The sequence below is a fragment of the Acuticoccus kalidii genome (genome assembly GCF_021556395.1).
Lineage (GTDB): Bacteria > Pseudomonadota > Alphaproteobacteria > Rhizobiales > Amorphaceae > Acuticoccus > Acuticoccus kalidii.
Window position 1 is genome coordinate 61064 of record NZ_JAKGCS010000012.1, and the last position, 23817, is coordinate 84880.

Below are 23817 nucleotides of genomic sequence, written 5' to 3' on the forward strand. Positions count from 1 at the left end.
TCAGCGGGCCGGGCCCGGTCGAAGGCCTCGGACGATGGTGAGTGAGCGCCTCGATGTCGGCCGGCGCCCCGCTCGGGATCCTTCGACTGAAAATGGCTACGGGCCCGGTCTCGTCGATCAAGGCCGGAGCTCAGCCGCTCACCACGGCGCAGGTCGCCACGCTTCGGCCCGTCCCGGCTGGCGACGGACTTTCCCCGAATTCAGCCAGATCTGGCCGACGCAAAATAAGGGAGAAATATATGAAGGGCGAACAGTGCCTTTCGGCTTGCCCTGTTAATTTAGGCGCTTGTCGAGCGATCGATATCATCAGTTCGCGCGGCGAATTCCGCAGCGAATTTTATGATCATTTCACGAACCGGGAGGAGATCGTCCGGCATGGCTCCGATCTGGGAGTTTATGTCTTGGAGCGTCGCGCGAAGGATGCCGTCAACAAGACCCTCATCGCATCGCTCGCGGCCAATTGCGACGACCGTATGTTGCAGTGCCGTGGAGAGCACTTTGAGTTGGACTTCAATTCTCAGTATTCCTTTGCAAACTTCGTCTATTTCAATTTGGCTGGCCACAGCATTCCTCCAGAGTTTATATTAATGGGGGACTGGATAAATTCGTCATGCCGTAGCGGTCGTGATATCGCGCCAGTGATGGGCGGAATATCGTGATTGCTTATTTCTCGAAGGCATGGCGTTACGCATGGCGGCAATGCCGCAGGCATCGGACATGGTCCGTCAGCGTCAAGATGGCGACGCCGTTGCGCCCTCAGCAATACTTAGATCGGAAAGTTGCCCCATGTCCTTCCGCGAGGGCGTCCATCCGTGGGTGTCCAGTGGACAGGCCGTTACACTACACGAGCCATCCGTCCGGGGTCGAGTGCATCACTATCACGGAACACATGCCGTTCTGTGAGGGCAGCGCGATGAAATATCTCTTCCGTGCGGGGCTCAAAGGGGACCGCCTCGAGGATCTGCGCAAGGCCGAATGGTATGTGAAACGGGCGATTGCGCTCGAGGAGCGCCGTCGCACGAACGGAACGGGCCTCTGACATGGTCGCGGTTCTCGATGCAGCGCTCGCCCTCGCGGCGCGCGGCTGGCCGGTGTTCCCCTGCAATCCGGCGAACAAGCGGCCTTTGACGCGAAACGGCCTGAAGGACGCGACGACGGACGAGGGCCAGATTCGCGCGTGGTGGCAGAAATGGCCCGACGCACTGATCGGCTTGCCGACGGGCGGCGCGCTCGGCGCCTTCGTCGTCGACCTCGATCCGCGGGATGTCGATTGCGAGACGCTCTGGCGCGAACTCGAGGCGCATCTCGGCGAAAGCCTCGGTGATCCGATCATCGCGATCACGCAATCCGGCGGCTGGCATGCGTATTTTGCGATGCCGGATGGTGAGAGCGTTCCCAACCGTCAGGGCGGGACGCGGGGCATGCTGCCTCATGTCGATGTGCGCGGCGATGGCGGATATGTCATCGCCCCGCCGTCGGTAATGCTGGGCGGGAACGTCTATCGCTGGAAGGGGCGTAATGACGGTGAGCGCGGGCTCACCGCGCCACCCGCGGCGCTGATCGATTACATTCTTCGGCGCGGGGCGTTCGAGCCGGAAAAAGGCGATCGCGCCGCGCCGGCCGTGTCGTCGGCCAAAGTCTCCGATCACGTTCGCCGCTATGCGCTCGCCGCGATGGATGCCGAGACGCGCGCCTGTGAGGCGGCGGTTGCGGGCACGCGAAGCGACCAGCTCAACCGCTCGGCATTTGCGCTCGGCCAGCTCGTCGGCGCCGGCGCGCTCTCCGAATCGATGGTGCAGGCGGCGCTCGAAGACGTGGCGCGCGCCTGGCCGAGCTTCCGAAAGAGCTGCGGCACGATCCGCGGCGGGATCAAGGCCGGTCTCGCCCAGCCGCGCGATCTGAAAGAGGTCGAGGCGTCGGCCGAGCGGCGCGGCGGGCGTTCGTGGGATGCTTCGCGCGGCGACCGGGACAGCCGGGACATGACGGGACAGTCCCGTTCTGTCCCGCCAGATCATTCCCCCGCGCCCCCTCCGCAGGCAGGCGAGCCGAGGGGCGCACCCTCGCGCGGTGGCGACGGTAAGGGTGGTGGCGAGCTCGATCCCGAGACGCTGGCGACGTGCGCAGACTATGAACTGAGCGACACCGGGAACGCATATCGCCTCAAGGCGTGGTTCGGCGACGATCTCCTGCACGTCCACGGCCTCGGCTGGCATCGCTGGGACGGTAAGCGCTGGGAGTTCGAGGGCGGCGAATATGGCGCCGTCTCGCAGGCCCAAGAGGTCGCGAAGCGCGTTCACGAGGAAGCGGCGCTCTTGGCGCTCTCCGAGCGCGAGAAGGCGCAGGTCGAACACCTCGAGGCGGTGCTGCGCGGGGATGAAGTCGCGGCCCACGAGGACAACGTCGTCCCCCTGCGATCCGACCTCGAAATCGACCGGAAGCTCGCGGAAACGCGCCTCAGGGCGCTGAAAGAGGCGATCCCCAAGCGCCAGCGTGAGCGGTCCCGCCATGCGGTCCACAGCGGCAACGCATCGAGGATCCGGGGCACGTTGGAGATGGCCGAGCCGCTCTTCAACGTGCCGGTCGCCGCCGTCGATCGCGACAAGCTGGCGATCAACGTCCTCAACGGCACAATTCGGCTCATCGAGGCGCCCGATCCGGACTGCCCGGATCCCGACGTGGTGCGCATGATCCCCGCGGTGCGGCTCGACCCGCACCGGCCGGAGGATCGGATCACGAAGCTCATGGCGTGCGGCTATGATCCGGGGGCGACCGCGCCGCGCTGGCAGGCGTTCCTGGAGCGCTTCCTGCCCGATCCAGAGGTGCGGGAGTTCATCCAGACCTTCTATGGCTATGGGTTGATCGGGCTCACGTCCGCGCAGGTGTTCCTCTTCCATTACGGCTCCGGCGCGAACGGCAAGTCGACCTTTATGGAGGCGCTGCGGCGGCTCATGGGCGACTATGCGCGGGTGCTCCAGGCAGAGGCCGTGACGGGCGAGCACATGGCGCGATCCGGCGCAGCCTCGCCGGAGTTCGCGCGGCTCGGCGGGGCGCGGTTCGTCCAGGTGAGCGAGCTTCCGAAAGGGGCGCCTCTCAAAGAGGAGACCATCAAGCTCCTGACGGGCGGCGAGCCGATGACGGTGCGCTACCTCATGAAAGATCCGTTCGAGCTCGTGCCCGAGTTCACGGCCTCTCTGACGGGCAACAGCAAGCCGACCGCCACCGGCTCCGACTATGCGGTGTTCCGGCGCCTGCGGCTGATCCATTGGGGTGTGCGCATCGAGGAGCACGAACGCCGACCCATGGCGGAGGTTCTGGCCGAGTTCGAGGCAGAGGCGGCGGGCATCCTCAACTGGCTGATCGAGGGGCTCCTGCGCTACCGAGCGATCGGGCTGCGCGCCCCCTCGGCCGTTGTCGATGCGACGGAGGATTATCGGTCTGACATGGACCCGGTGGGCGAGTTCATCCGCGAATGTGTGGAGCGGAGAGAGGGCGAGACCGTCGAGGCTCGGCCACTATATCTTGCGTATGTATCGTGGTGCGAGGCCAACGCGATCCGGCCTTACTCGGAAAAGCGTTTCGCATCCGAAGCGTCTGCATCCGGTTTAATCCGGGATAGATCGCGTATTCGCAAGTATATCAACATACGTTTGAAGGACGTCCCGCTTCGTCAGGAAGAAGACAATTTCGCCTCGGCATGGGGAGGCTCGCGTCGTGGGTGACACAAGATATAGTGGTCGTGTCGGCGTGGGGCACCATGCGAGGGTTGCGAGGGTTGCGCGAGCATCGAAACGAACCCTCGCAGGACAATTTCCGTTTAAAATCAATGCCCTGCGGTTGGCTTGCGAGGGTGCGAGGGTCTTCGCGCGCGCGTACGTGTGGGGGGAGGGGGGCGCTGCCCCTTTGGCACCTTCAGCCAAAACTCTTCTCACACGTACACACGAGATAACCCTCGCAACCCTCGCAGAGGCTTTGCAAGCTATTGAAAACACTGACGAAATTCACTGCGAGGGTTTGATTGCAACCCTCGCAAACCCTCGCAACCCTCGCAAACGCCAGGAAATCCGCGGCGTTTCGATTTGCGGCCTGTCAGGCAGGGTTGCGGGGCGTGTCGAGACCGGTGGCGTGTTGGGAGTACGGTGATCATGGGCAAGGCGACGGGGCGGACGAAGGCGGCGAAGCGACCGGCACGGCCGGCGACGGCTGCGGAGGCGCGGGAGCGGACGGCGGCGATCGTCGAAAGCCCGTACGGCAACGGCGTCGACCGGGTGAGCGTGGTCGATCCGATCGTGTGCATGGTCCGGCAGGGCCGGCTCGACGTACGCCAGCAGTCGGCGGCGCATCGCTACCGCAAGGCGTTCGATCGGGTTTACGGGGCGCAGGCCTGCATCCTCGGCAAGGATGGGACCACGAGCCGGGGCATCGCCGGCGGTGCGTCGCAGGGGCTGCTCGAGGCGGCGGGGGAGCTTCGCGAGGCCGACCGCATCCTCGGCTGGACGGCGAGCACGGTCCGGGCCGTCGTCGGCTATGGCCGGTCGCTGGACGAGCTGGCCGCCGAGCTCGAAGGCGAGGCGAGCCGCACGGCCAAAGCGAGCATCTCGGCGGTGCTGCGTCAGTCGCTGACAGCGTTGGCCGAGGTCTGGTTTCCGGAGACGGCACGGATGGGCGTCACGTCCACGGAGATGCGCGCCGCGTCGATGGGCGAGGCAGGGGTGCGCGAGGTCGGCAAGGCCGTCCACTGCACCGCCAGGCGCGTCTACGGGTGATCACGCAAATGGGGGCGTTGACAGGGTGCACCCTCAAGGGCATGGTTCAGGCAATCTCACAGAGCTGTGTGAGGCGAACCGCGCCGGCATCCGCCGCAGCGCGGTTTTTTATTTCGGTGCCCCGATGACGGACCGCACCGCCAAACACCGCCGCGACCGAACCCACGACGCGCACCGCCGCGAGGCAAAGCCCTGGCGGCGCTGGTACAAGCGCGCCGCCTGGCTCCGCCTTCGCGCGCTGCAGCTTTCCGAAGTTCCGCTGTGCGAGCGTCATGCGGCGGCGGGCGACGTCGTCCTCGCCACCGTCGTGAACCATCGCGTCCCGCACCGCGGGGACTGGGCGCTGTTCACGGACCGGGCAAACCACGAATCGCTCTGCGAGAGTTGCCACAACGCCGTCGCCCAGGCCGAAGAGGCGCGCGGCTACTCGGTCGCCGTCGACGCGACGGGATGGCCGATCGACCCCCGACACCCGGCGAACTGACCGGCCGGGGGGAGGGTCAAAGTTCAGCGCCCCCGCGGCCCGGACCGGCGGGGGTACCTTTTTTCTGAGAGAACCGGAATTGGAGGCAAAAAGCCCACGGGCTTGGACACCTATGCGCGGACGCAAACCATCGGCTCAGAACGTGGTCCCGCTGACCACGGATGCGGAAGGCGCTGCGGATCGCGAGGCGCGGTTTGCCGAACGCGCGAGGGCGCGGGCGGACGAGCTCCGGCCCGACGATCTCGACGCCGAGGCCCAAATGGTGTGGGACCGGATGGCGCCGCGGGTGACGCATCCGACGATCGACCGGCTCCACCCCCAGCACGCCGAGGCGTTCGCGATGATGTGCCAGGCGCGCGCCCGGCATCTCCGCTTCCAGGCCGATCTCGCGGAGAACGGCTGGTTCTATGAGAGCCGCACGCGCAACGGCGTCCAGTACAAGGCCCGCCCCGAGGTCGCGCAGATGAACGAGGCGTTTCGCCAGTTCCTCACCCTCGCGCGCGATTTCGGGCTGACGCCGATGAGCGAGCGGGCGGTGCGCGAGGCCTATGGCCAGGGCAACCTCTTCGACGACGACGTGGTCGAGTTCGCCTGATGCGGACGGATCCGGCGGTCGACCCGGCGACGGCGTGGGCGGAGGACGTCGAGGCGGGCCGGGTGTTGGCAGGCCCGCACATTCGGGCAGCGGCGCGCCGACACCTCGTCGACCTCGCGGACGGGGGGAAGCGGGGGCTTCATTGGGACCGGGCGGCGGCGCAGCGCGCGCTCGACTTCTTCCCGAAGGTGCTGCGGCTCAATGGCGGGCAGTTCGACGGGCGCGCGTTCACCCTCGATCCGAGCCAAGTCTTTCGCGTCGGCTCGCTCTTCGGCTGGCGCAATGCGGACGGGCTGCGTCGCTTTCGCCGGTTCTATGACGAGGAGGGGAAGGGGAACGGCAAGTCGCCGCTTCTCGCCGGCATCGGGCTTTATGGGCTGTGCGTCGATCCGGAGCCGGCGGCGGAGGTCTATGCGGGCGCCTCGAGCCGCGACCAGGCGATGGTCCTCTTTCGCGACGCGGTCGCGATGGTGAACCAGTCGCCGGCGCTCGCCCGCAAGGTGAAGACGCTCGGCGTCGACCCGGTCTGGGAGCTGATCTATCGCGGCAAGCGCGGCGATCGTCGCTTCTTCAAGCCGATCTCGGCGGACCGCCGCAAGTCCGGCCCGCGGCCGCACTTCGCGCTCCTCGACGAGGTGCACGAGCATCGCGATCGCTCGATGGTCGACATGATGGAGGCGGGCTTCAAGTTCCGCCGCGAGCCGCTCCTCGCGATGGCGACGAACGCCGGCAACGATGTGGGCTCGATCTGCCACGAGGAGCACACCCACGCGATCAACGTCGCGACGGAGGGCGCGGCCGGCAACGTCGTCGACGATCGGACGTTCGCCTTCGTCTGCTCGCTCGACGAAGACGACGAATGGGAGAGCGATCCCGTTTGCTGGGGGAAGGCGAACCCGCTCCTCGGCGTGACGATCACGCGCGAATGGCTCGCCGGCCAGGTGAACCTCGCGCGGATGATGCCGGGCAAGCGCAACGACGTCGCCCGGCTGCACTTTTGCGAGTGGACGTACGCCATGAAGGCGGCGATCTCGCGCGAGGCGTGGATGCGGTGCGTTGGGGACGTCGATCCCGACGCGCTGACGGAAGCGGGCTATCCGTGCTTCGGCGGGCTCGACCTCTCGCGGGTGCGGGATTTCACGGCGTTCACGCTGGTGTGGGTGCTCGACCAGACGCCGGACCATTATCGGTTCGCGAGCGCAACGTGGTTCTGGACGCCGCGCGACACGCTCGCGGAACGCTCCAAGACCGATGGCCCGCCCTATGAGGCGTGGGTGCGGGAAGGGGCGATCGAGGCCGTCGCCGGCAACCGCATCTCGTACCGCTGGGCGGCCGAGGCGCTCGCCGAGCTCAACGCCCGCTATCACCCGCAAGAGATCGGGTGCGACCAGTACGGGCTCGACAATCTGCGCGACCATCTCGCCGACATCGGCGCGGACCTGCCGATGACGATCCACCCGCAGGGCTTTCAAAAGCACGTCCTGCACAAGAGCGATCCGCAATCGAGCGACGACGCGGGCGAGATCTATCTCTGGATGCCGGACAGCATCAACAAGTTCGAAGCGGCGATCTACGACCAGCGGATCACGGTCCAGAAGAACCCGATGATGAACCATTGCGCGGCCTCGACGGTCTACGCGGAAAACCGCACGGGCCACCGCATGTTCGACAAGGCGAAGGCGGTCGGGCGCATCGACGGGATGGTCTCGGCGGCGATGGCGATCGGCATCGCGAGCTGCCGGGACGAGGTGCAACAGCCGTCGGTCTATGAAGAACGCGGGGTCCTGGTTTTATGAAGGGGATTGTCGAGGCCGTCCGACGGTTCGCGAGCGCCGCGGGTCCGCATCAGTCCGGCACCGTGCGGGCATCCGGCGATGTCGCCACCTTCGACGGGCTCAACGATCCTTATCTTGCGCAGTTCATGCGCGAGGGCAGCCGGACGCAGAGCGGCGCATCCGTGACGGTCGAGACGGCGATGAAGAACACGGCCGTCTGGCGGTGCGTGAACCTCATCAGCGCGACGATCGGCATGCTGCCGCTCCACCTTTTCAGGAAGGATGCCTCGAAGGCGCCGGCCGTCGACCATCCGCTCTTTGCGGTGCTGTATCGGCAAGCGAATGGATGGCAGTCGGCCTTCGACTTTCGCTCGTTGATGCAGACGAGGGCACTCGTCCATGGCAACGCCTATGCCCTTGTCGTGCGGCGCGGGCAGGAGGTGAGGCGCCTCGTTCCGCTCGATCCGCTGCGGGTGCGCATCGAGCAAGATGCGAGCTGGAACGTGACCTATCGCTGGTCGCGTGAGAACGGCGGCGAGACCGTCCTGCCGGCGACGGACGTCCTTCACCTGCGCGGTCCCTCGCTCGATGGTCTTTGCGGTTTGTCGACGGTGAAGCAGGCGGCCGAGGCGATCGGCCTGTCGCTCCAGGCGGAGAATGCCGCGGCGCGGATGTTCTCCAAGGGCATGATGGTGGGCGGCGCGCTCACCTTGCCCGAAGGCCGGACGTTGAGCCCCGAAGCGCTCGCCCGGCTGAAGGCCAGCATCGAAGAGCGCTATTCGAGCGCGGAGAACGCCGGCAAATGGCTCCTCCTCGAGGAGGGGATGGACGCCAAGACGCTGACGCCGAGCGCGAAGGACAATCAGCATCTCGAAACGCGGCGCTACCAGATCGAGGAGATTGCCCGCGCCTTCGGCGTGCCGCGGCCGTATCTGATGGTCGATGACACGTCGTGGGGGACGGGCATCGAGGTGCTCGGCCAGGCGTTCGTGCGCAACTGCCTGAACCCGTGGTTTGCGGCATGGGAACAGGCGATCTCGCTCCGGCTCCTCACCCCGGCCGAGCAAGATCTTTATTACGCGAAGTTCAACGCCGACGCGCTGGAGCGCGGCAATCTCAAGGATCAAGGCGAGTTCTTCGCCAAGGCGCTCGGCTCCGGCGGGCATGCCCCCTGGATGCACCAGGACGAGGTGCGCGAGCTGATGGAGCTCGGCCCGCGCGACGACCTGCCGGCGGCGCCCGGCGCCACTCCGCCCCCAACCAGCGAGGACGATGATGACGGTACGTCAGACGCCGGCAATTGAGGTCGCGCGGCCTGCGAGCGTGCAGGCGTTCGATCCGCTCTCGCGCCCCCAGGTCGCGGAACGCTGGCAATCGAACGTGCGCGCCGCCGACGCCGACAACAACGTCATCAGCATCCTCGACATGATCGGCGAGGATTATTGGAGCGGCGGCGGCGTGACGGCGAAGCGGGTGGGCGCGGCGCTGCGGCAGATCAAGGCCGAGACGCTGACCGTCGACATCAACTCGCCCGGCGGCGACTTCTTCGAGGGCGTCGCGATCTACAACATGCTGCGCCAGGATAGCCGGCCGGTGCAGGTGCGCGTCCTGGGGCTCGCGGCGTCGGCGGCATCGGTGATCGCGATGGCGGGCGACGCGCTCGAGATCGGCCGCGCCGGGTTCCTGATGGTCCACAATGCCTGGGTGGCGGCGATCGGCAACCGGCACGATCTGCGCTCGGCGGCCGAGACGATCGAGCCGTTCGACGACGCGATGGCGGCGGTGTACGCCGCGAAGGCGGGCGTCGATCGGTCCGAGGCGTCCGGCTGGATGGACGCCGAGACCTGGTTCAACGGCGAGAAGGCGGTCGAGATCGGTCTCGCCGACGCGCTGCTCGAGGCTGATCTCGAAACGAAGGACGAGGGCGGCTCGGCGAGCGCGATGAAGCGCGTCAGCCAGGCTCTCGCGAGACAAGGCTTTCCTCGTGCGGAACGCGAAAGGCTTCTGCGCGAGATCCATGGCGGTGAGCGCAAGGCCGCCGCCGACGTCGTGCGCAACGCCGACGCATCGTGGATCGCCGACGCGCGATCTCTACTCGACACACTCAAAGGGTAATCCATCATGACGATGCAACAGGCGCCGCGAAACATGCGCGGCATCGTGGCCGTGCGCGCGGATGCGGGCGGCGATCCTCGGGCGATCTTCGCCGAGCTGCAGACCGCGTTCGCCGCCTTCAAGGACGAGCACAACGCGCAGATCACCGACCTGCGCAGCGGGCTCGATGACGTCGTGCGTGCGGAAAAGGTCGACCGGATCAACGCCGATGTCGGGAAGCTGCAGGCCGCTCTCGACACCGCGGTCAGCGACATCGCCGCCCTCAAGCTCGGCGGCGGCGGCGCGGACGGCAAGGTGAAGGACGCCGAATATACCGACGCGTTCCGGGCGCATTTCCGCAAGGGCGACGTGAAGGCGGCGCTCAACAAGGGCGCCGACGACGAGGGCGGCTATCTCGCGCCGGTGGAGTGGGACCGCACGATCATCGACAAGCTGATCGAACTGTCGCCGATGCGTTCGATCGCGACCGTGCAGAACATTTCGACGGGCGGTTTCCGGAAACTCTTCAACCTGCGCGGCACGTCCTCGGGCTGGGTCGACGAGGATGACGGGCGGACGGAGACGAACACGCCCGAATTCGGCACCATGACGTTCACGCCGGGCGAGCTCTACGCCAACCCGTCGGCGACGCAACAGATGCTGGACGATGCCGAGATCAACCTCGAGCAATGGCTCGCGGGCGAGGTGCAGACCGAGTTCGCCTATCAGGAAGGGCTCGCCTTCATCTCCGGCAACGGCACCAACAAGCCCTTCGGCTTCCTGACGTTCGCGGCCGGCGCGACGCAGGCGGCGACCAACCCGCTCGGCCCGATCGAGGTGAAGGCCGCCGCGGCCGGGGCCGCGGTGACGTCCGACGAGCTGATCGACATGATCTATCTCCTGCCGTCGGCGTTCACGCAAAACGCGCGCTGGGTGATGAACCGCACCACGCAGGGCATCATCCGCAAGCTGAAGGACGGGCAGGACAATTATCTCTGGCAGCCGAGCTATGTCGCCGGCCAGCCTGCGACGCTCGCCGGTTATCCGGTGACGGAAATGGCCGGCATGCCGGACGTCGAGGCCGATGCGCTTCCGATCGCCTTCGGCGACTTCCGCCGCGGCTATCTGATCGTCGACCGTGTGGGCGTGCGCGTCCTCCGCGATCCGTACACGAACAAGCCCTACGTGATGTTCTACACCACGAAGCGCGTCGGGGGCGGCGTCGTGAACCCGCAGGCGCTCAAAGTCCTGCGGATGGGCAGCGGCGCGTAAGCCGCGCTTGATGGTCCGGGCGGCGTTCCGGCCGCCCGATCTTCCTCCGGCGAAAGGATCCTCCGATGGATGACGAGCACGAGACGCCGCCGGCCGAGCCGAAAGCGCCCACGTCCGCAAAACCCGCTCGGAAGGCGAAACCGACGCGCGCGGTTCCGGAGCGCCAACCGCGGTTCACGCGCGAGGCGCTGGAGCGCATGGGCCTCGATCCGGCGCCCTACGGTTACAAGAAGGGGCGCTAGATGGGGACGTGTCCCGTTCGTGTCCTGGCACCGGCGGACACGCCCGTCACGCTGTCCGAGGCGAAAGAGCATCTGCGCGTCGATCATGACGACGAGGATGGCCGGATCGACCATTTCATCCGGGCGGCGACCGAGCATCTGGACGGCTATCACGGGATCCTCGGCAAGGCGTTGATCACGCAGACCTGGGAAGAGGACGTCACCGCCTGGCGTGGCGGGGCGCTCGATCTGGTGGTGGGGCCGCTCCAGAGCGTCGTGTCGCTCGAGGTGGTGGCCGCGAACGGGAGCGAGGCGTCGCCGGTCGATCTGTCCGGCTATTGGGTCGACAGACGCCGCGGCCGCGTGGTTCCTCTACGGGGAACGAGCGTTCCTCGGGCGGGGGTCGATCAACGGATCCTCGTTCGCTATGCCGCCGGGTATGGCGATGCGCCGAGCGATGTTCCCGTGCCGATCCGCCAGGCGATCCTCCTGCTGGTCGGGGCCTGCTACGAGCAGCGAGAGGCGATCGCCGTCGGGAGTTCGATCGCGTCCCTCCCGCCGAGCTTCGGCGTGCACGCGTTGCTCTGGCCGATCCGCGGCATCTTCATCTGATGCCCGGCGCGGGACAGCTTCGCGAGCGCGTGCGCTTCGAGCGGCGCACCGTCGTCGACGATGGCGCCGGCAACCGGCGGGGCGATTGGGTGGCCGTTGTCGTGGTGTCGGCGAAGGTCGTACCGGTCAAAGGCCGCGAAGAGGTGATCGCCGGCAAGCTCGCCGGGACTGCGCCGCGGGAGATCGTGATCCGCTGGCGCGCCGATCTCGCGATCGGGCCCGGCCGGCTCACGACCGAGGACTGCGCCGTGAACGCGGCGACGGGCGAGACCTACAACATCCGATCGATCGAGAACCCCGACATGAAGCGCATTTGGCTAAAACTCACCTGTGAGATCGGGGTGCCGAGCTGATGGTCGCGCGGGCCAAGCTCAAGGGCGTCACACGGATGCGCACGAAGTTGCGATCGCTTCCGGCCGAGCTGCAGGGCGGCATCGGGAAGGCGCTCGATCGAACCGCGAACGACGTCGCCGAGACGGCCCAGCACTATGCCCCGAGGAACACCGGCGACCTCAAAACCTCGATCGGCTGGCGCGAGGGCGCCCATCCCTTGCAGCGGGTCGTCTACGCCGCCGACACCGATAGCTTTTATGGCCGGTTCATCGAGTTCGGGACGGAGAACACGCCGGCCAAACCCTTCTTCTTCCCCGCCTATCGGCTGAACCGGAAACGGGGAGCGCGGCGCATCAAGTCGGCCGTGAACAAGGCGCTTCGGAAGGAGCGCGGTCTATGAGCCTCGAACTCGCATTTCAACGGGCCGTCGTGAACGTGCTTCGGTCCGATCCGGCGGTGAGCGATCTCGTCGGCGACCGCGTCCTCGACGACGTGCCGCTCAGCTTTCCGACGCCGTATGTCCATGTCGGCGAGTTCCAGACGATCGACGAGGATGTCGGCTGCGGGGAGCTGCTCGAAGCCTTCGTCGACATTCACGTATGGACCGACGCCGTCGGCCTCGTCGCGTGCCACGCCATCGTCGCGGCGGTGCGGGCGGCGCTGCGCGAGGCGGATCTCGCGCTCGCGCCGGACATCGCGCCGGGCGGCAAGGTGCACGTCTTCCAACATCGAACGTCGAGAGTGATGCGGGACAGCAATCCGCGCCTCTCTCACGGGATCATCAACTTCCGGGCAATCCTTGGGGGAGAATACTAATGGCGGCCCAAGAATCGATCGAATTTTCCAAATACCTCGTCCATCTCGGCGACGGCGGCTCTCCCGAGACCTTTTCCAAGCCGTGCGGGCTCAAGGCGCGCACCTTCTCGCTGGAGAACACGCCGACCGAGACGCAGCTCCTCGATTGCGAGGACGAATCGAAGCCGATGTCGGTGCGCCGCACCGTGTCGAGCCAGAGCGGGACGATCTCGGGCGAGGGGATCCTCGAGCCCGGCGAGCTGCAGACCTGGCGCACCTGGTCGCTCGACGGCACGTCCCGGAACTGCCGCGTCGTCCTCGATCTGCCCGCGGCCTCGGGCGGCGGCCATTATGAAGGCCGCTTCGTCCTCACCCGGTTCGAGAACGTCTCGTCCAAAGAGGAAGGCGTCGTCACCTTCACGGCCGAATTGATGTCGGACGGGCCGATCGCCTGGGCGGATGCCTCCTCGTGAGCCTCGCCGATTGGGACGGCGCCACCGACGGCGTGATGTGGGGCGGTGCGGTGCGTCGCTTCCGGCTCGGCATCGGCGAGCTGCGGCGGATCGAGGCGCAGGCCGGGCGCGGGATCTTCGAGGTGATGGACCGCCTCGCGCACCGCTCGGCGACGATCGACGAGACGCGCGCGGTCCTGAAGTTCGGGCTCGAAGGGGCTGGGATCGATCCCAACGAGGCGGAACGGGACGTCGCGCGCTATTTCGACGAGGCGCCGAAAACGCCGTCGCTGCCGATCGCCTCCCTCGTCCTGATGGCCGCGCTCTATCCGCCGGAGGATGCCGCCCCCTCGGGAAAAGCCGAGGGCGACGGGACGAGTTCGGCCACCGCCTTCCCGTCGCCCTGATGTACCGCGCCGGCGCCCGCCTCGGCCTCAAGCCCTTCGATGTCGACGCAATGAGCCTTGCCCAATGGCTCGCCTTCATCGCCGGGCACAGCGACGAGACGGCCGAGACGGGGGCGAGCTGGTCGGCGGGCGAGTTCAAGGAGCTGTTGAAGCGTCATGGCCACTGACACCGAACGCCTGCAGGTTCTCGTCGAGAGCCGCGTCGCCGACTTCGAGAAGGGCATGCGCAGCGTCGAGCGGCGCATGGCGAAGATGGAGCGCTCGATGTCGGGCGATCTCAGGAACGTCGAGCGCACGAGCCAGCGCGCGGCGCGCACGATGCGGCAGGAGTTCGACCGGGCGACCTCGCAGATCGAAGCGAAGTTCGGGCGGTTCCGATCGGTGGCGCGCACGGCGATCGGCGGTCTCGCGGGGCTCGGCGTGGGTGTCGGCGTCGGGGCGGGGATCTCGGGATTGACGCGGGGGCTCGCGGATGCGGCGAGCACGGTCGCGGCGCTCGGCGATCATGCCGACAAGGTGGGGCTCACGGTCGAGCAATTGCAGGCGCTGCGCAGCGAGTTCGGCAAGTCAGGCGTCGCGCAAAAGTCGCTCGATATGGGGATGCAGCGCTTCGCGCGGCGCATCGCCGAGGCGTCGCAGGGAACGGGCGAACTGTCGAAAACCATTCAACAGCTCGGCATTCCCCTTCGCGACGCGGACGGGCAGATGCGGCCGCTGATCGACATCTTCGGCGATTATGCCCAGAAGATCCGCGAGGCAGAGAACCAGCAAGAAGCGTTACGCCTCGCGTTCAAGGCGTTCGACAGCGAGGGCGCGGGGATGGTCAATCTTCTGCGCCAGGTGGGCTCCGGCGCGAAGGACATCGCCAACTCGTTCAACGGGATGCCGAACGTCTTCAACGCCGACGACGTGAAGCGCGCCCGCGAGCTCGACGCCGCCTTCGCAGACCTGTCGCGGGAGGTCGACACGTTCGTGAAGCGGACGCTTCTCGAACTCGGCCCCGGCCTCCTGCAGGCGGCCGAAGCGGGCTGGGCCTTCGTCGACGCCATGCAGGGCATGATCGACAAGATGCAGGAGAGCGAGAACCCGGCGGAGCGGTTCATCGCCAAGCTGATGAAGTTCGGCGGAGCTTACAATCTGCCGGAGGCTGCCGCAGGCTTGGCCGGTGAGGCGTTCGGCCGAACATTGCCGACACTCACAGAGCAGCGCGAAAAAGTGGAAGAGCTGCGCGACCGGGCGGAAGAGGCGGCCGACCGGCTCAAGTCGCTCGAGGACGGCGATGCCGGCGCGCGGGCGATTGAGAATGCCAAGTGGCATGCCGTATTCTTGAAGCGGGAGTTGCGTGAGGCCGAGGCGGCGCTCGGGCGCCTGCAGCAGGACAGCGGGGCGATTGAGCTTCCTGAGGTCGTTTACGATCAGAGCCCGTCGTCCGGAGGCGGTGGCATCAAGGGCACGATGGGGGCACACGGCCAGCGGCTCGTGCCGATCAGTACGGCGGGCGGTCTCAGCGCGATGGTCAACGCTGAGCACGCGGCGCGCTTCCAAGGTTTGATCAATGACCTGGAAGCGCAGGGCTACGCGATCCGGTCCCTCGGCGGGTACAACAACCGCAAGATCGCCGGCACGAACGTGCTGTCGAACCATGCTTTCGGCAACGCGATCGATATCAATCCGGGCGAGAACCCGATGGGCTCGAAGCTCATCACCGACATGCCGGCGAACATCTCCGAGCTCGCGAAAAAGCACGGGCTCGGCTGGGGCGGCAACTGGACCTCGAAGAAGGATGCGATGCACTTCGAGGCGTCCGGCGGTGTATCGACCGAGCGGGAGATGGGCCGCGCGGCGAGCGAAGCGGAGAAGGGCCGGGCGGAACGGGCGGCGGCGGCCGAACGCCAGGCGACGGCACTCCGCCAGGTGAACGAGCAGATCGCGCAAGAGGTCGAGATCGAGAGCCAGCGCGCCGCGATGCTCCAGAACGGCTTTACGCCCGAGCAGGTGAACGCGGCGCTCGATAAAGAGGCGCTCGTCCGTGAAAAGCTCAACCAGTTGAAGGCGGCGGGGCTCGAGATCGACGGGCAGCTCGAGGACCGGATCCGCGGCCTCGTCGATCAGCTTTGGCAGCACCGTGAGGCGGCGGACGCGGCGGCAGCCTCGCAACAGAACCTTCGCCAGGCGCAGCTCGACGCGGCTGCGGCGGCGCAGGCGATCGGCCAACCGATCTTCGACACGTTCATGTCGATCGTCGATGGCAGCCAACGGGCCGAGGACGCGATCCGCAGCCTCATCAAGCAGCTCGCGAACATGGTGTTGCAAGCCGCGATCTTCGGCGGCGGCCCGCTCGGCAATCTCTTCGGCGGCGGGCTTCTCAGCGGCCTCGTCCCGGCGCGTGCGACCGGAGGTCCGGCCGCCAAGGGTCAGCCGTACATGGTCGGCGAGCGTGGGCGGGAGCTGTTCGTGCCCGATCAGAGCGGGCGGATCGTCGATGCGGCGCGCACGCGCTCGCTGATCGGGGACTCGGTGAGCGGCCGCACTGGCGCCGGTGCGGGCGGGATGCGCGCCCGGGAATTGCACGTGATCGAGCGGCCTTACATCGCGGAAACGCGCGTGCGCAGAGATGGCGGCTTGGAGGCCTTCGTTCAGGAGCAATCCTCCCGCGCGGCGCGCGCCGAAGGCGATCAGGTGCGCCGCGAGATCGCCCCACGCAGCGAGGCGGCGCGGCGGCAGACCGAACGCCGACGCATCCAACCGGCGCGGGGCGTCTGATGGTTCGCTTGCTGCCGTGGCCGGAGGCGGGCGTTGCCTATCTCGAGGCGGTGTCCGGTCCCGCCTCGCGAGGATCGGGCCAAAACACCTATCTCACCGGCGACGAACAGACATTCGCGACGGCCGGCGATCGCGTCTCGTTCCGCGTCGAGTTCGCGCCGACGCAGGGCCAGCCGGCGCGGCGTTTGCGCGCCTGGAAGCTCGCGCTCGCGAACGGGGCCAACTGGACGCGCTTTCCGGTGCCCGACGCCGATCGGCCGCAATGGGCCGAGATCGGCATTTCCGGGGAACGGGCGGCGTGGAATTTGAACCGCGCCTGGTCGGATGGCCGCCTCTGGCGCCCGCACGTCGGCGTCGTGGGTGTGGCAGGCGCGCGTGCGGCCGGCTCCGACACGGTGCGGCTCCAAAATTTCAATTGGGCGAACGCGATCGATGTCGGCTGGATGCTCGGCTTCGTGCCGTTTCATTTCGGGTGCTATTGGGTGACGGAAGTCCTCGACCGGCGCGAGTTCCGCATCTGGCCGCGCCTTCGCTCGACGCTTCCGGTGAGCGCCGCGGCGACGCTGACGCCGCAGCTCGTCATGGCGGCCGTGCCGAACTCGGCGCGCGGTGGCCGCTCGGCGCGCTCGACTGAAGGCGAGGCGATCGTCCTGCGTGAAGTGTTGAACAGCTACGTGCAGCCGGCGGCGCTCTTCTGATGACCACTCTCTTCGGGGCGGCGGACGAGGCGGCGCTCGACGCCATGCACGTCTGCCGCGCCTGGTTCGCCGACATCGTCCTGCCGACGGGGCGGCGGCGGCTTTGGACCGGCGACGGGCCGATCACGATCGGCGGCGCGACCTGGGAGGGCGTCACCGATCCGTTCGGCGGCCAGCTCGTCAGCCTCACAGACGTCGAGGAAGTCCGCTTCGGCCAGGCCCCGGCGGCCGCCGCGGTGATCAGCGGCGCAAACCGCGAATGGCTCCGAACCGTGTGGGACGGGGCGGGCATCGTCGGCGTGCCGTGCGATCTTCTCTTTGCCGTGTTCGATCAGGAGACCGGCGCCGCGCTGACGGATCTCAAACTCATGGTCCAGGGCAAGATCACGGGCGTGCATTTCGAGATGGGCGACGGCCTCTCGACGCGCGCCATCGTCGTGCGCATCGGATCCTGGGAGGAGGCGCTCAACTTCGCCGCCATGGCGACCGATTGGTCGCCGGACGGTCAGCGTTCGCGCGTCGCCGGCGATCGTGGGCTCGATTATGTCGGCGCGAAAGCGCAGGTCGACTTCCGGCCATGAGGATCGAGGAACGGGGCGAGGCGCTCCGCTCGGCGTGCCGCGCGCTCGACGACGTGCCCGTCACATGGGGCGTCGACGATTGTTCCGCCTGGCCCGCCTCGTGGGTTGCGGCGATCACCGGGCGGGACGTGTTGTGGCCGGCCTATGCGAACGAGGACGAGGCGCGTGACCTCATCGCGGCCGCCGGCGGGCTCGATGCGCTTTGGCAGGACGTCGCGGCCGATTGCGGCCTGCGCCGGCGGGTGAAGGGCGAGGAGCCTCGTCTCGGCGATGTCGGTCTGATCCGCACGACGCACCATGACGTCATGGTCGGCGTCGTCTTCGCCCATGCGCGCATCGCGTGCTGGCGTCACGAGGCGGGCGTCCGGCGGCTCGCCGTTCGTCATTCGGCCATCGTCGGGATCTGGGAGGTGTGAGGATGCGCAAGGCTCTGACGATCATCCTTTTCGCCACGACGTCGCTCGTGACGCTCGGGATCGCGGATGCCGAGGCGGCCCCGGCGATCGGCGGCGTGATCCTCGGCGTTCTCGCACCCTCGCTCGCCGCCTCGTCCTTCGCGACCGGCCTCGTCGGCTCGCTCGTTCTCGGCGGTCTCGCCCTCGGCGCGCAGCTTCTGTTCGGCCCCAAGGTGCCGAAGACGCCGGCGCCGGAAACGCTGAAGGACAGCGTCGACCTCGAGGAGGGGCCGGGCGTCTTCGCCTTCGGCCGCGTTCGCGCCGGTTGGAAAATCGCGTTCGGGAGGACGGACGGTTATCTGATCTATCAGCTCGGCTTGCATTATTTCGGGCCGACGGGGCCGAGCGCGATCGAGACCTGGATCTATGATGATCGCGAGATCGTCGTCGAGCCGAACGGCACCGTCTCCTCGCCGCCCTGGGCCAAATATGGCGGCTCCTGGATGACGCTGAAGACGAAGATCGGCGACGGCAGCGAGACCGCATGGCCGGAACTCGTCGCCGCCTTCGACGGCTGGACGAACAGCCACCGGGTGCGGGGCATCGTCCAGACGCTCGCGATCTTCGAGAACCCCGGCCTCGCGGCGAACCCGACGAAGTTCCAGCGGCTCTATTCGCAGGGGATCAAGCCGGTCGAGCGGATCGAGCGCGCGGGCGTCTTTTATGATCCGCGCGATCCCGCGCAGCACATGAACAACCCGGCGACGTGGATCTGGACGATGAACGCCGTCCTCATCGCACTCCATTATCGCCGCATGCGGCCGGGCGTCGTGAATGCCGACTTCGACTTCGCCCTGATCGGCGCGGCGGCGGACGCGGCCGACGCGCTCGTTGAGACGCGCGCCGGCGAAAGCGTCTGGGCGGGCGGCACCGCGCCCGACGGGATCGTCGACGACGCCGGGGGCGGAACCGGCGCCTATAATCCAACGACGCGGACCTTTTCGAGCACCGGGACCGGCGGCGCGTCCTCCGCGCGCCCGTTATTCCGCTGGATCGACGCCGTCGAGCCTGGAACGCGCTATCTTGTCGGTTTCACCTTCACGGGCGACGCCGATCGCCTCAACTCGATCGTGCTCGGCGACGAGACTGTCCCGCTCACGGCGACCCCTGTCACGGTCGGTGGCGAGCCGGCGATCCAGTACACGGGCGAGGTGGTCGCGACGGACAACGACTTCATCCGGTTCACTTGGGACGGCCGCACGCCGTTCGCGGCGACCGCCGTCGCGAGCTACGTGCGGGAAAAACGCTTCGAGCCGCGCGCGCGGCTGTCGGGCGGCGGGCAAGGGCAGATCACGACCGACTTCATCGAGACGCTCTATAAAAGCGGCGGCCTCGAGGAGTATCGCACCGCCGAGAACAAGATCGCGCTCCGCCTCGTCGAGGACTATCCAGCCGCCGAGGGGACGATCCGGGCAAGCCGTATCAAGCGGATGCGCGTGACCAAAGGGCCGGAGAGCGTCGACCGGCCGAACGTTTTTCAGGTCGAGTTCTATTCGGCCGAGCGGCAATATGTGGTCTCGCGCGTGCCGCTCCATGGCATCAACCAGGCGGGCGCCTATACCGGGCCGGATTGGGCGCGCTTCGAGAGCGAGATCGCGCTCACCGAAGAGCGCGAGGAGACGCTTTCCTACGAGTTCTGCCCCTCCGCCTTCCAGGCCCAGCGGCTCGCGCGGCGCGAAGCCTATATGATGCGCGCCGAGACGGGGACGCTGGTGACGGGCCTCTCCGGTCTCGCGCTCTGGGGCAAGCGCGTCGTCGATATCGAGTTTCCGGACGTCGGTGCAAACCCCGGCGACATCGTCACCAAGCGCTGCCGGATCGACGCGCCGCGGGTCGACGACGAGACCGGCGAGGTCGAGGTCTCCTTCGCCGTCATCCCCGAGGCGCTCGCCGGGCCGTATCTGCCGAACACCTTTGAGCGCGCCGCCCCGCCGGTCCTCCCGCTCGAAAGCTATGAGGCGCTCCTCGATACACCGGCCCCGCCGAACTTCGCGGTCGGGGTCAAATATCTCCCCGGCGGGGATCGTGCGGGCCGGAACGAGATCCGCTTCCGCATGACGCCGGTCGACGACGCCTTCCGCGCCGAGCTCAGTTTTCGGGACTATGCCGGGGCGCTGCCGAACCTGTGGCAAGGCGCCAACGAGCGCGGGCTCGCGATGGCCTGGAAGGCCGGCGATTATGAAGGCCGGCCGATCGACGCACGCGTGCGCTATTTCGACGAGGATCTCGAAGGCTCGTATTTCTCCGAGCATCTCGTCATCGGGTCGCTGAGCCGGACCAACAACGCGCCGGGCGTTCCCTTCGTCGTGGTGACGCCGGAGGGGGAGAACACCGGGGGCGGCGGCGAGCCGCTCGATGGGTGGACGGTGTCCGCGACCGCCCCGACGGGCCTATCCGTCGTCGCGATCCGGGTCACCGCCTCATCATCTGGGGGGCTCGGCACGGGCGAGTTCTTCCGCGAGACCGTTGACGTCTTCCCGGATCAGACCGTGACGATCACCGTGCCGTGGGCGGATACGGGCCTCAACCCTGTCGTCATCGAAGTCTCGGCCCTCTCGAGCGACGAAACGGCGAGCTCGGCCCCGGCCTACACCTGGACGCCGCCGGGGCCGTAACCCCAATCAGACAATTGGACGTGATGAATGGCTTACACCTATTCGGGTCGTGAGGCTGCGAACTCGCGCGATACGACCATTCTCGGGACGCATCTCGAAGAGGTCGGGTTTCAGGCCGCGATCGCCGCGCTCGGGATCCGTCTCGGCCGTCCGACGGTCGCCTCGCTTCCGGCATCCGGGAACAGCAACGACGATCTCGCCGCCGTCTTCAATGATGGCGGCGCGAGCGGCGTCTATCGCTGGACGGGATCGGGCTGGAACAGGCTCGGCCCGTTGCCCGGCATTCCGGGGCCGCAAGGTGCACCTGGCGAATATGACTTCGCCACGCTTGCCGAGGCACAGGCGGGGACGGCCACCGACAAGGTGATGTCGCCCTTGCGGGTGAGCAACGCCATCGTCGCCGTCCGCGCGTCGACCGCCGAGACGACGGCCGGGGTGCTCGGCGACAAATTCGCGACACCGGCGGGTGTGAAGAGCCATGTCGACGCCCGCCGGGCCGACGAGGCGACCGCCACCGCCGGCAGCGATCACACCACGCTGATGACCCCTGTTCGCGTGAACCAGTACATCAACGGCCGCCGGTCGGATCTCCCGATGGCAGAGACTGGCACCGATCACACCACGATCATGACGCCGCTGCGGGTCTTCCAGGCGATCACCGCGCGCCTTGCGGATGAAGCGACGGCCGTCGCGGGCACCGACAACCTCTTGCTGATTACGGCCGTCCGGCTCCAGCAGTACATCAACAACCGCCGCGCATCTCTGGTCCAGGCGGCCGGCGGCACCGATCCGTTCGTTCTGATGACGCCGAGCCTCGTCGCTCACTATGTCGAACAGCGGCTCGCGACGCTAACCGAAGCGCGGGATCGGTCGAACCTCGTCAAGCTGATGACGCCGGGGCGCGTCGCGCAACAGATCGACGATCGCCGCGCCGATCAGGCAACCGCGGAAGGGGGCGCGAATAGCCTCGCGCTCCTCACGCCTCTCGGCGCTCGCTGGTTCGTCGAAAAATTCGTCACGGATCGATGGGCGAGCATCGCGGTGGCTGCGGCAGGCGCGAGCGAAACGCAATTCATCAACCCCCGCGGCGTGAAGGCCTATGTCGACGGCCGCATGGCGACGCTCGCCGAGGCGCAGGACGGTTCGAGCAGCGTCAAGATCATGTCGCCGAACATGACCTTTCAGTTCCTGATCACACAGCGCGCGGGCGCCGCCGATATGGACGCGCTTGTCGGGAACAAGCTCGTCACGCCTCAGTCGATGAAGTACGGGATCGACATCCGCCGCGCTGATTTGGACGAAGCACGGGCGGGGACGGATCACACCAAGATCATGACGCCGCTGCGGGTGAAGCAGCACGTCGACCAGCGCCTCGCGAACGACCCGATCAACACGGCGACGCAGGCCGCCCTCAACGAGAAGGCCTCGCTCACGGCCCTCAACGCGGTGACGGCGAGCCTTGCGGGCAAGGCGCCGGCCGCCCACACCCACGATGTCGGCGCGATCGACGGCCTCGAGGCGATCCTCGCAACGCGCGGCGCCGGGCTCGGCACCCGCCCCGGCGAGGCGCCCACCGATTGGCTCTCGTCGGTCGACGGCGCCGATACCGCGCTCGCCCATTATGACGCCTCCGCCGTCGCGGTCGGCCAGCACGGCGCGGTGCTCCGCATCAAAGGGCAGGGCGTCGTGGCGCCCGCCGTCCCGCGGGCCTTCGAGAGCTGGCACATCTATCGCCTGCGCGCCGCCTTCCGCATGTACCATCGCGGCAGCGATCCCGCCGGCGACACCGTCACCGTCGGCGTCGTCTGGCTCGACCGGAACAAGAAGCCGATCGGGACCGCGACCTTCGAGGAGATCCGCATCCTCGACGTGCCGGCGCGCTATGTGGCGGGGCCGTTCCACATGGCCCTCGATGCGGGCGAGGGGGTCGAGGCGGTCGCGCCGAACGGCACCGTCTATGCCCGGCCCTTCGTGCGCAGCTTCTCGGCCGACGCCGTCCTCGATGTCGAGGTGATCGAGACCGTCGACACCTGGGATCTCGTCACCTGGACGCCGAGCCTCGTCGGCGCCACCAACGCCGTCGCAGCGCTCGATGCCTCCGTTTCCGCGCTCGCCGCCGAGACGACGGCGCTTGCCGAGAAGATCGACCTCGCGCCGCGCACCGCGCGCCTCACCGTGCCGAACAACGCCGTCGTCGCGGTCGCGCTCGGCGCGCTGACGATCGGCCGCCTCGGCATCACCGGCCCGACCGACGCGCTGTCGGGCGATCTACGCATCAACACACCGGAAACGGGCCTCGCCAAAGCCTGGGGCCTCGGCGGGGTCGAGCTTGCGACCGGCGCCCATTCCGGCACGACCGGCGATCCCGGATCCGTCACCGTCAGCCTCGACGCGCCCGAGCGCCTCCTCGTCGAGAACCGATCCGGATCGACCTTGACCTTCATCACGACGCTCGTGGGGTAACGGCAGATGACCAATCTGACAGCGCGCACCAACGCCGACTTCTTCGCGGCGCTGCGCATCGGCGACGAATACACCCGCGGCCGTCTCGACGATTGGAAGATCGTCATGATGATCCGCGAGAGCGCCGACGCGGCCGGCTTCCTGCACGCCGTCTCGACGACCGGCGGCGGGCTCACGATCACCGATCCCGTCGGCCGGACCGTCGAGATCAACATTCCGATGGAGACGATCGAGGCGATCGGCGTCGGCCGCTACGTCTACGACCTCCAGCTTCAGAACAAGACGACCGAGGTCCGATCATCGACCCCGACCGGCGACTTCGAGATCGTCCAGGGCATCTCGCGCTTCGGAGACCTCGCATGAACGTGCCGATCACCAAGATCGCGATGGAGCGGACCGGCCGCGACGGCCTCGGCGTGATCACCGGCGACGGTGCGCC

At 67.5% G+C, this 23817-nt stretch carries 25 protein-coding genes; all 25 read left to right on the forward strand.

The window, feature by feature from the left end:
* Positions 1 to 41 precede the first annotated feature (41 nt).
* Positions 42 to 659 carry a hypothetical protein gene (locus tag L1787_RS07655; protein WP_235708103.1) on the forward strand — a complete coding sequence of 206 codons (618 nt, stop codon included), beginning with the start codon at positions 42 to 44 and terminating at the stop codon, positions 657 to 659.
* Positions 660 to 736: 77 nt separating this feature from the next.
* Entirely contained in the window at positions 737 to 1039 is a 303-nt protein-coding gene (locus tag L1787_RS07660; protein ID WP_235708127.1) for a DUF3310 domain-containing protein, read from the forward strand.
* A 1-nt stretch (position 1040) separates the two neighbouring features.
* Positions 1041 to 3719: a phage/plasmid primase, P4 family gene (locus L1787_RS07665; protein WP_235708104.1), complete on the forward strand. Its 2679-nt coding sequence runs from the start codon at positions 1041 to 1043 to the stop codon at positions 3717 to 3719.
* A 423-nt stretch (positions 3720 to 4142) separates the two neighbouring features.
* Complete coding sequence (locus L1787_RS07670; RefSeq protein ID WP_235708105.1) at positions 4143 to 4763, forward strand: hypothetical protein; 621 nt, start codon at positions 4143 to 4145, stop codon at positions 4761 to 4763.
* Between the two features lie 124 nt (positions 4764 to 4887).
* Positions 4888 to 5247, forward strand: coding sequence for an HNH endonuclease (locus L1787_RS07675; RefSeq protein ID WP_235708106.1), 360 nt, complete (start codon positions 4888 to 4890; stop codon positions 5245 to 5247).
* 142 nt (positions 5248 to 5389) lie between these two features.
* A complete protein-coding gene (locus L1787_RS07680) occupies positions 5390 to 5842 on the forward strand; it encodes a P27 family phage terminase small subunit (RefSeq protein ID WP_235708107.1) in 453 nt (150 codons plus the stop codon).
* Positions 5842 to 7638, forward strand: a complete 1797-nt coding sequence (locus tag L1787_RS07685; protein WP_235708108.1) for a terminase large subunit — start codon at positions 5842 to 5844, stop codon at positions 7636 to 7638. The genes L1787_RS07680 and L1787_RS07685 overlap by 1 nt, the downstream gene beginning before the upstream one ends.
* Positions 7635 to 8921, forward strand: a complete 1287-nt coding sequence (locus tag L1787_RS07690; protein ID WP_235708109.1) for a phage portal protein — start codon at positions 7635 to 7637, stop codon at positions 8919 to 8921. Before L1787_RS07685 ends, L1787_RS07690 begins: the two co-directional genes overlap by 4 nt.
* Positions 8893 to 9732 carry a head maturation protease, ClpP-related gene (locus tag L1787_RS07695; RefSeq protein ID WP_235708110.1) on the forward strand — a complete coding sequence of 280 codons (840 nt, stop codon included), beginning with the start codon at positions 8893 to 8895 and terminating at the stop codon, positions 9730 to 9732. Before L1787_RS07690 ends, L1787_RS07695 begins: the two co-directional genes overlap by 29 nt.
* Before the next feature lie 6 nt (positions 9733 to 9738).
* Positions 9739 to 10983, forward strand: coding sequence for a phage major capsid protein (locus L1787_RS07700; protein ID WP_235708111.1), 1245 nt, complete (start codon positions 9739 to 9741; stop codon positions 10981 to 10983).
* Positions 10984 to 11048: 65 nt separating this feature from the next.
* Positions 11049 to 11225, forward strand: coding sequence for a hypothetical protein (locus L1787_RS07705; RefSeq protein WP_235708112.1), 177 nt, complete (start codon positions 11049 to 11051; stop codon positions 11223 to 11225).
* Complete coding sequence (locus L1787_RS07710; protein WP_235708113.1) at positions 11226 to 11816, forward strand: head-tail connector protein; 591 nt, start codon at positions 11226 to 11228, stop codon at positions 11814 to 11816.
* Complete coding sequence (locus tag L1787_RS07715) at positions 11816 to 12169, forward strand: phage head closure protein (protein WP_235708114.1); 354 nt, start codon at positions 11816 to 11818, stop codon at positions 12167 to 12169. The genes L1787_RS07710 and L1787_RS07715 overlap by 1 nt, the downstream gene beginning before the upstream one ends.
* Positions 12169 to 12549 (forward strand): HK97-gp10 family putative phage morphogenesis protein, encoded by a 381-nt coding sequence (locus tag L1787_RS07720; RefSeq protein ID WP_235708115.1) that lies wholly within the window; start codon positions 12169 to 12171, stop codon positions 12547 to 12549. Before L1787_RS07715 ends, L1787_RS07720 begins: the two co-directional genes overlap by 1 nt.
* Positions 12546 to 12965 (forward strand): DUF3168 domain-containing protein, encoded by a 420-nt coding sequence (locus L1787_RS07725; RefSeq protein WP_235708116.1) that lies wholly within the window; start codon positions 12546 to 12548, stop codon positions 12963 to 12965. The genes L1787_RS07720 and L1787_RS07725 overlap by 4 nt, the downstream gene beginning before the upstream one ends.
* On the forward strand, positions 12965 to 13417 hold the full coding sequence (locus L1787_RS07730) for a phage tail tube protein (RefSeq protein WP_235708117.1): 453 nt from the start codon (positions 12965 to 12967) through the stop codon (positions 13415 to 13417). The genes L1787_RS07725 and L1787_RS07730 overlap by 1 nt, the downstream gene beginning before the upstream one ends.
* Positions 13414 to 13803 (forward strand): gene transfer agent family protein, encoded by a 390-nt coding sequence (locus L1787_RS07735; RefSeq protein ID WP_235708118.1) that lies wholly within the window; start codon positions 13414 to 13416, stop codon positions 13801 to 13803. Before L1787_RS07730 ends, L1787_RS07735 begins: the two co-directional genes overlap by 4 nt.
* A complete protein-coding gene (locus tag L1787_RS07740) occupies positions 13803 to 13970 on the forward strand; it encodes a hypothetical protein (protein WP_235708119.1) in 168 nt (55 codons plus the stop codon). The genes L1787_RS07735 and L1787_RS07740 overlap by 1 nt, the downstream gene beginning before the upstream one ends.
* On the forward strand, positions 13960 to 16566 hold the full coding sequence (locus L1787_RS07745) for a M15 family metallopeptidase (RefSeq protein ID WP_235708120.1): 2607 nt from the start codon (positions 13960 to 13962) through the stop codon (positions 16564 to 16566). The genes L1787_RS07740 and L1787_RS07745 overlap by 11 nt, the downstream gene beginning before the upstream one ends.
* The gene (locus L1787_RS07750) at positions 16566 to 17264 is read left to right on the forward strand and encodes a hypothetical protein (RefSeq protein WP_235708121.1); all 699 of its coding nucleotides are present in this window, start codon (positions 16566 to 16568) and stop codon (positions 17262 to 17264) included. Before L1787_RS07745 ends, L1787_RS07750 begins: the two co-directional genes overlap by 1 nt.
* Positions 17264 to 17845 carry a transcriptional regulator gene (locus tag L1787_RS07755; protein WP_235708122.1) on the forward strand — a complete coding sequence of 194 codons (582 nt, stop codon included), beginning with the start codon at positions 17264 to 17266 and terminating at the stop codon, positions 17843 to 17845. The genes L1787_RS07750 and L1787_RS07755 overlap by 1 nt, the downstream gene beginning before the upstream one ends.
* Positions 17842 to 18261 (forward strand): DUF6950 family protein, encoded by a 420-nt coding sequence (locus tag L1787_RS07760; RefSeq protein WP_235708123.1) that lies wholly within the window; start codon positions 17842 to 17844, stop codon positions 18259 to 18261. Before L1787_RS07755 ends, L1787_RS07760 begins: the two co-directional genes overlap by 4 nt.
* Before the next feature lie 2 nt (positions 18262 to 18263).
* A complete protein-coding gene (locus L1787_RS07765; protein ID WP_235708124.1) occupies positions 18264 to 20915 on the forward strand; it encodes a hypothetical protein in 2652 nt (883 codons plus the stop codon).
* A 27-nt stretch (positions 20916 to 20942) separates the two neighbouring features.
* Positions 20943 to 23378 (forward strand): hypothetical protein, encoded by a 2436-nt coding sequence (locus L1787_RS07770; protein WP_235708125.1) that lies wholly within the window; start codon positions 20943 to 20945, stop codon positions 23376 to 23378.
* Positions 23379 to 23384: 6 nt separating this feature from the next.
* A complete protein-coding gene (locus tag L1787_RS07775; RefSeq protein ID WP_235706465.1) occupies positions 23385 to 23741 on the forward strand; it encodes a hypothetical protein in 357 nt (118 codons plus the stop codon).
* The last annotated feature ends 76 nt before the right edge of the window (positions 23742 to 23817 follow it).